Below are 5,322 nucleotides of genomic sequence, written 5' to 3' on the forward strand. Positions count from 1 at the left end.
GTCGTCCGGCGGCCGCCGGACGACCCGGGCCGGCTCTACCACGCGTTGCCGGGCGGCAGTCCGCCTCCTCTTCCGCCATCGTGAACTCCCGGACCCGCGGCCCGGTGGAAACCGCGGTTCCGAGGGAAGCCACGGTTCCGGGGGAAGCCGCGAGCCCGGCGGGGCCCGTCCGCGTGGGCCTCCTCGCCGCGACGCTCGCCGTCACGGCGCTTGGCCTTCTCGGCCTCCTCGGCCTCCTTCAGGCCCGGGGTGAACCCGCCGCCGAAACGGCCCATGTCCGGGTGGTGGAAGGAACGCGGCGAGACGTCCCGCAGGGCGGCGGACATGGACGACACCCAGATCGGCCCTGGCAGGGAGGCCCCCTGGACCGCTCCGTAGTACTCGCCGCCGATCTCGACGTCGCGCAGCGGGTAGCGGTAGGAGCCGCGGATGTCGCCCACGCTGACCGCCGCGGCCAGGTCGGGGGTGTAGCCGGCGAACCAGGCCGACGTGTAGCCGTTGTTGGTGCCGGTCTTGCCCGCCGCCGGTCGGCCGATGCTCTGACCGGTCATGGTGCCCTTGGTGAACACCCCGGACAGCAGGTAGTTGACCGCGTCGGCCACGTCGCGCTCGATCGCCTGCGCGCAGCTGGGCGGGACGCGGAAGTGCCTGCCGTTCCGCTCGACGATCTCGACGATGGCCAGCGGGCGGCAGTAGCGGCCCCGCGCCCCGAACGCGGCGAACGCCGCCGCCACGGTCACCGGGTCCATCTCGTTCACCCCCAGGGTGAAGGTCGGCACCTCCCGCAGCGGGGCGCCGTCGGCGCGGGCGATGCCCATCGCCTTGGCGGTCCTGACGACCGGGCACAGGCCCACCCGCTGCTCCAGCATCATGTAGAAGATGTTCACCGACTTCCAGGTACCGGTGGACAGGCTCTGCGGGCCGCCGTTGCCCTCGCCGCTCGCGTTGAAGATCTCCGCGCCGGGGTCGTTGACCTTGCGGCCCAGGCAGTTCTTGAAACCGCTGTCGGGCACGAAGCTGCCGGGTGTCATGAAACCCTGGTCGAACCGCCAGCCCTGGCTGAGCGCGGTCGCCAGGGTGAACACCTTGAACGTCGACCCCGCCTGGAATCCCTGGCCGCCTCCGTGCGCGGTGTCGGCGACCAGGTTGTAGGTGGTGCGGGGGCCGTCGTTCTTGCCGCCGGTGTTGAGGCCGTACTTCTTGCTCGCCGCCATGGCCCGGATCCGCCCGGTGCCAGGCTGGATCATGGCCTCGGCGGCGACCTCGGTGTCCTTGCTGCCGACGCGCGCGGCGATGGCGCGTTCCGCGGCCCGCTGGGCCCTCGGCGCCAGGGTGGTGCGGAGCACCAGGCCGCCCCTGGCCAGGCGGCGCTCCCGCTCCGCGCGGGTGTGGCCGAAGACCGGGTTGGTCAGCAGCTCCCTGTGCACGTACAGGCAGAAGTAGGGATAGACGCTCCCGTCGCAGCCGCCGGGCTGCGGCTGCAGCCGGAGGTTCAGCGGCCGTCTCATGGCGGCCTCCGCCCGGGGCCGGGGGACGTACGACAGCTGGGCCATCCGCTCCAGGACGATGTCCCTGCGCTCTCGCAGTTTCTTCCTGCGCGCCGCGTCCAGCGACGGGTCCGTGATGTACGGGGTGCGGACCGCGCCGGCCAGTGTCGCCGCCTGCGCCAGGGTCAGCCGGGAGGCCGCGACCGAGAAGAAGCGCTGGGCGGCGGCCTCCACCCCGAAGGCCCCCGCGCCGAAGTAGGCGATGTTGAGGTAGCGCTCCAGGATCTCGGCCTTGGTGTACTTCTTCTCCATCGCCAGCGCGTACCGCAGCTCGGTGATCTTGCGCTGGATGCTGGGCGCGCGGGCCTGGGCGCGCTCGGTCTCGGTCTCGGAGTTCTCGACCAGGATGTTCTTCACCAGCTGCTGGGTGAGCGAGGAGCCGCCCTGGCGCACCCCGCCCGCCCTGGTGTTGGTCACCAGGGCGCGCAGGGTGCCCTTGATGTCCAGGCCCGCGTGCTCGTAGAAGCGCGAGTCCTCGATCGCCACGATCGCCTCACGCATGACGGGGGCGACCTGGTCGAGTCGTACGACGGTCCGGTTCTCCGTGTAGAACTGGGCGAACCGCTTGCCGTTCCGGTCCAGGAGCACGGTGCGCTGGGCGAGCGGGTTCTCCCGAGGGCTCGGCGGCAGGTCCGTCAGGGTTCTCGTGACGTTGTTGACGGTGACCCCCACCGTGCCGACCAGCGGCAGCGCGGCCAGGGCGGCCAGCAGCCCGCCGAGCACCCCGCAGGCCGCCAGGACGCGCAGGCACGCGCCGGGTCCGCGTCTCACCTCTGGGTGCGATGTCACGCAAGGTAACGTGCAACCGGACGATCACCCATAAACGCCCGGTTGCCAATCCTTACCCGTCCTGCACCTTTTCTCGACTGATCTTCAGCCCGAGAGAGGCGAACTGCTCGAACGGCCGGTGGTAGCCCCGCTCGATGTGGTGCACCCCGCGCAGCGTGGAGACGCCCTCCGCGGCGGCCGCGGCCAGCACGGCGGAGAACCCGGCCCGGATGTCGGGCAGCGTCACGTCGGCGCCGCTCAGCCTGGACACGCCGCGCACGACCGCCGAGTGCTTGGCGTTGGTGTCGTGGTAGCGGCAGGCCGGGCCGCCCAGGCAGACGTCGAACACCTCGATCTCGCAGCCCATCTTCTGCAGTGCGGGCACGTAGACCAGGCGGTTCTCGAACACGGTCTCGTGCAGCACCGACATGCCCTGGGCCTGGGTGAACAGCACCATCAGGGGCGTCTGCCAGTCGGTCATGAACCCCGGGTGCGTGTCGGTCTGCACCGCCGCGGCCCGCAGCCCGTGCGGCGCCGACGCCGACAGGTAGTCGTCGGTGATGTCGACCTCGGCGCCCATCCTGGCCAGGGTGGTGATCGCGGTGACCAGCCGGTCCTGCGGGCAGCCGTGCACCCGTACCTGGCCGCCGGTGATCAGACCGGCCGCCAGGTAGGAGAACGCCTCGATGCGGTCGCCGTTGAGCCAGGTGGAGGCGCCGTGCAGGTGCTCCACCCCCTCGATCACGATGCGCCGGTCCGGGCTCAGCTCTATGCGCGCGCCCATGCGCTGCAGGAACAGGGCGAGCTCCACCACCTCGGGCTCCATCGCCGCGCCCTTCAGCACGGTCTTGCCCTCGGCCAGCACCGCGGACATCAGGATCGTCTCGGTGGCGCCGACGCTGGGGTAGGGCAGTTCGAGCCGGGTGCCGCGCAGTCGTTTGGCCTTGGCGTACACGCCGGTGTCGCTCACCTCGACCTCGGCGCCCATCGCGCGCAGCGCCTCGACGTGGAAGTCGACGGGCCGGCGGCCGATCGGGTCGCCGCCGACCAGCGGCACGAACGCCTCGCCCGCCAGGTGCAGCAGCGGGCCCAGCATCAGGATCGGGATCCGGTTGAGGCCGGTGAACGCCGCCGGCACGTGCGGGTTGATCTGCTCCCCGGGAGAGACGGTGATCTCCCCGGAGCTGATCTCCACGTCGATGCCGAGCGCCCTCAGCATCTGCGCGGTGATCCCCACCTCGCCCACGTCCGGGGCGTTCTGGATCGTGCTCTCACCGGCGCCCAGCATCGCGGCGACCATGTGCTTGGAGACGCCGTTCTTGGAACCGCGGACCTCGACGTCACCGCGGAGCGGCCCGGAGGGTTCGATCAACCATGCCTCTTCGTTCACCCCGTAAGCGTAACGGGACTCGGCGGGAACCCCGGGTGGCGCCGGGCGGGCGGATGGGTAACATCGGGCACATCTGCGCAGAGGGTGAGGGGGCCGTGGTGCGCGCTGTGCGTGACTTCGTGATCACCGTGCTGGTGCTCGCCCTGGCCGGAGTCGTCGCCGGGATCCTGTGGTCGCTGGCCGCGCCGCGACCCCCGTACGTCGTGACGGGCAAGGGGCCGCTGCTGGCCGATCCCTCCACGCAGGCGCTGATCGCCGCCGACGGCTGGTTCGCCGTCATCACGGGCGTGCTCGGGCTGGTCTGCGGGGTCATCGGCTATGGCGTGTCGCGCGGGGGGCGCCCGCTGCCGGTGGTGGTGGGCCTGGCCGCGGGCGGCCTGCTCGGCGCGCACCTCGCGCTGCTGGTCGGCGAGGCGGCCAACCTCGGCGCGGTGAGCGTCGCCGCCTCGGGGAGCTCCGCGGGAAGCTCCGTGCCGCTGGTCCCGGGGCCGCTGGCGCTGACCGCCAGGGGCGTGCTGTACGCGTGGCCGACGCTGGCCGCCGGCGCCTTCTTCGTCCTGGAGGGCATCGCGGGCTACCGCGACTCGCCGCTGCGCCATCCGTTCGGCGGGGACGACCCCTACGGGCCGTTGCCGTCGCATGACATCGACGGCCGGTAGGCGCGGCGGTCGCGGTCAGCGGGGCGGCCTGCGCGCGCCGTACCCGGTGGCGCGCTCGAAGGCGTGGGCCAGCCGGAGCACCGCCATGTCGGCGAAGGGGCGCCCGATGATCTGCACGCCCACCGGCAGCCCGTCCGAGGTGAACCCGCACGGCACCGACGCCGCCGGGGCGTGCAGCACGCTGATCCAGTAGGCCGAGCGCATCCACGCCAGGTAGTCGGGCAGCGACTGCCCGTTGATCTCCGAGACGTACGGGGCGTCCACCGGGAACGGCGGCACCTGGCTGACCGGGGCGATCAGGAAGTCGTAGGTGCCGAAGAAGGCCTCCATCCGCTGGTAGAGCCCGCTGCGCAGCCGCTCGGCGCGGGCCAGGTCGGCCCCGGTCACCTCGCGGCCCCGCTCGACGTTCCAGCGCACGTTCGCCCCCAGGCGCTCCTGCGGCAGGTCGCCGTAGCAGAGCGCGTAGTACCACGCCCGGTAGATCCGGAAGGCGTCCTCGGCGCCCGACAGGTCCAGCTCCACCCGCTCCACCCGCGCGCCCAGCTCCGCGAGCACGGCCGGGGCGTCCGCGGTGACCTTGGCGGTCTCCGCGTCGACGGGCAGCCCGCCCAGGTCCGGGCTCCAGGCCACGCGCAGCCCGGTCGCCTCCAGCTCCAGCGGCCCGGCGAAGACGGTGCCGCTCTCGGCGATCGACAGGGGGGAGGAGGCGTCGAACCCGGCGACCGCGCTCATCAGCAGCGCCAGGTCCCCGGCGGTACGGGCCATCGGCCCCGGCACGCCGAGGGTGAACCAGGCCGCGACGGCCGACGGCGCCGGCACCCGCCCGGGGGTGGGCCGCAGCCCCGCCACGTTGCAGAAGGAGGCGGACATAGCCCTCCACCTCGGAGGCGTCCTTGGCATAGCCGTGGCTCGGCGGCTCGGCCGGCTCGGCGTTCTCGGTGAAGACCGCGGGATCGTG

General features: G+C 72.5%; 4 protein-coding genes. 1 reads left to right on the forward strand and 3 read right to left on the reverse strand.

What is annotated here, in order from left to right; translation table 11 throughout:
- Positions 1-35: 35 nt before the first annotated feature.
- Positions 36-2,318, reverse strand: coding sequence for a transglycosylase domain-containing protein (locus tag ABZ260_RS45745; RefSeq protein WP_355630738.1), 2,283 nt, complete (start codon positions 2,316-2,318; stop codon positions 36-38).
- 70 nt (positions 2,319-2,388) lie between these two features.
- On the reverse strand, positions 2,389-3,705 hold the full coding sequence (gene murA, locus ABZ260_RS45750) for a UDP-N-acetylglucosamine 1-carboxyvinyltransferase (protein ID WP_355630741.1): 1,317 nt from the start codon (positions 3,703-3,705) through the stop codon (positions 2,389-2,391).
- Positions 3,706-3,803: 98 nt separating this feature from the next.
- Here murA and ABZ260_RS45755 point away from each other — a divergent pair, with 98 nt between their 5' ends.
- Positions 3,804-4,364, forward strand: coding sequence for a hypothetical protein (locus tag ABZ260_RS45755; RefSeq protein ID WP_355630745.1), 561 nt, complete (start codon positions 3,804-3,806; stop codon positions 4,362-4,364).
- A gap of 15 nt (positions 4,365-4,379) precedes the next feature.
- Here the strand turns inward: ABZ260_RS45755 and ABZ260_RS45760 are convergent, their stop codons facing one another.
- Positions 4,380-5,234: an amidase family protein gene (locus ABZ260_RS45760; protein WP_355630748.1), complete on the reverse strand. Its 855-nt coding sequence runs from the start codon at positions 5,232-5,234 to the stop codon at positions 4,380-4,382.
- Positions 5,235-5,322 lie beyond the last annotated feature (88 nt).

This window comes from Streptosporangium sp. NPDC006013 (assembly GCF_040614275.1).
Lineage (GTDB): Bacteria > Actinomycetota > Actinomycetes > Streptosporangiales > Streptosporangiaceae > Streptosporangium.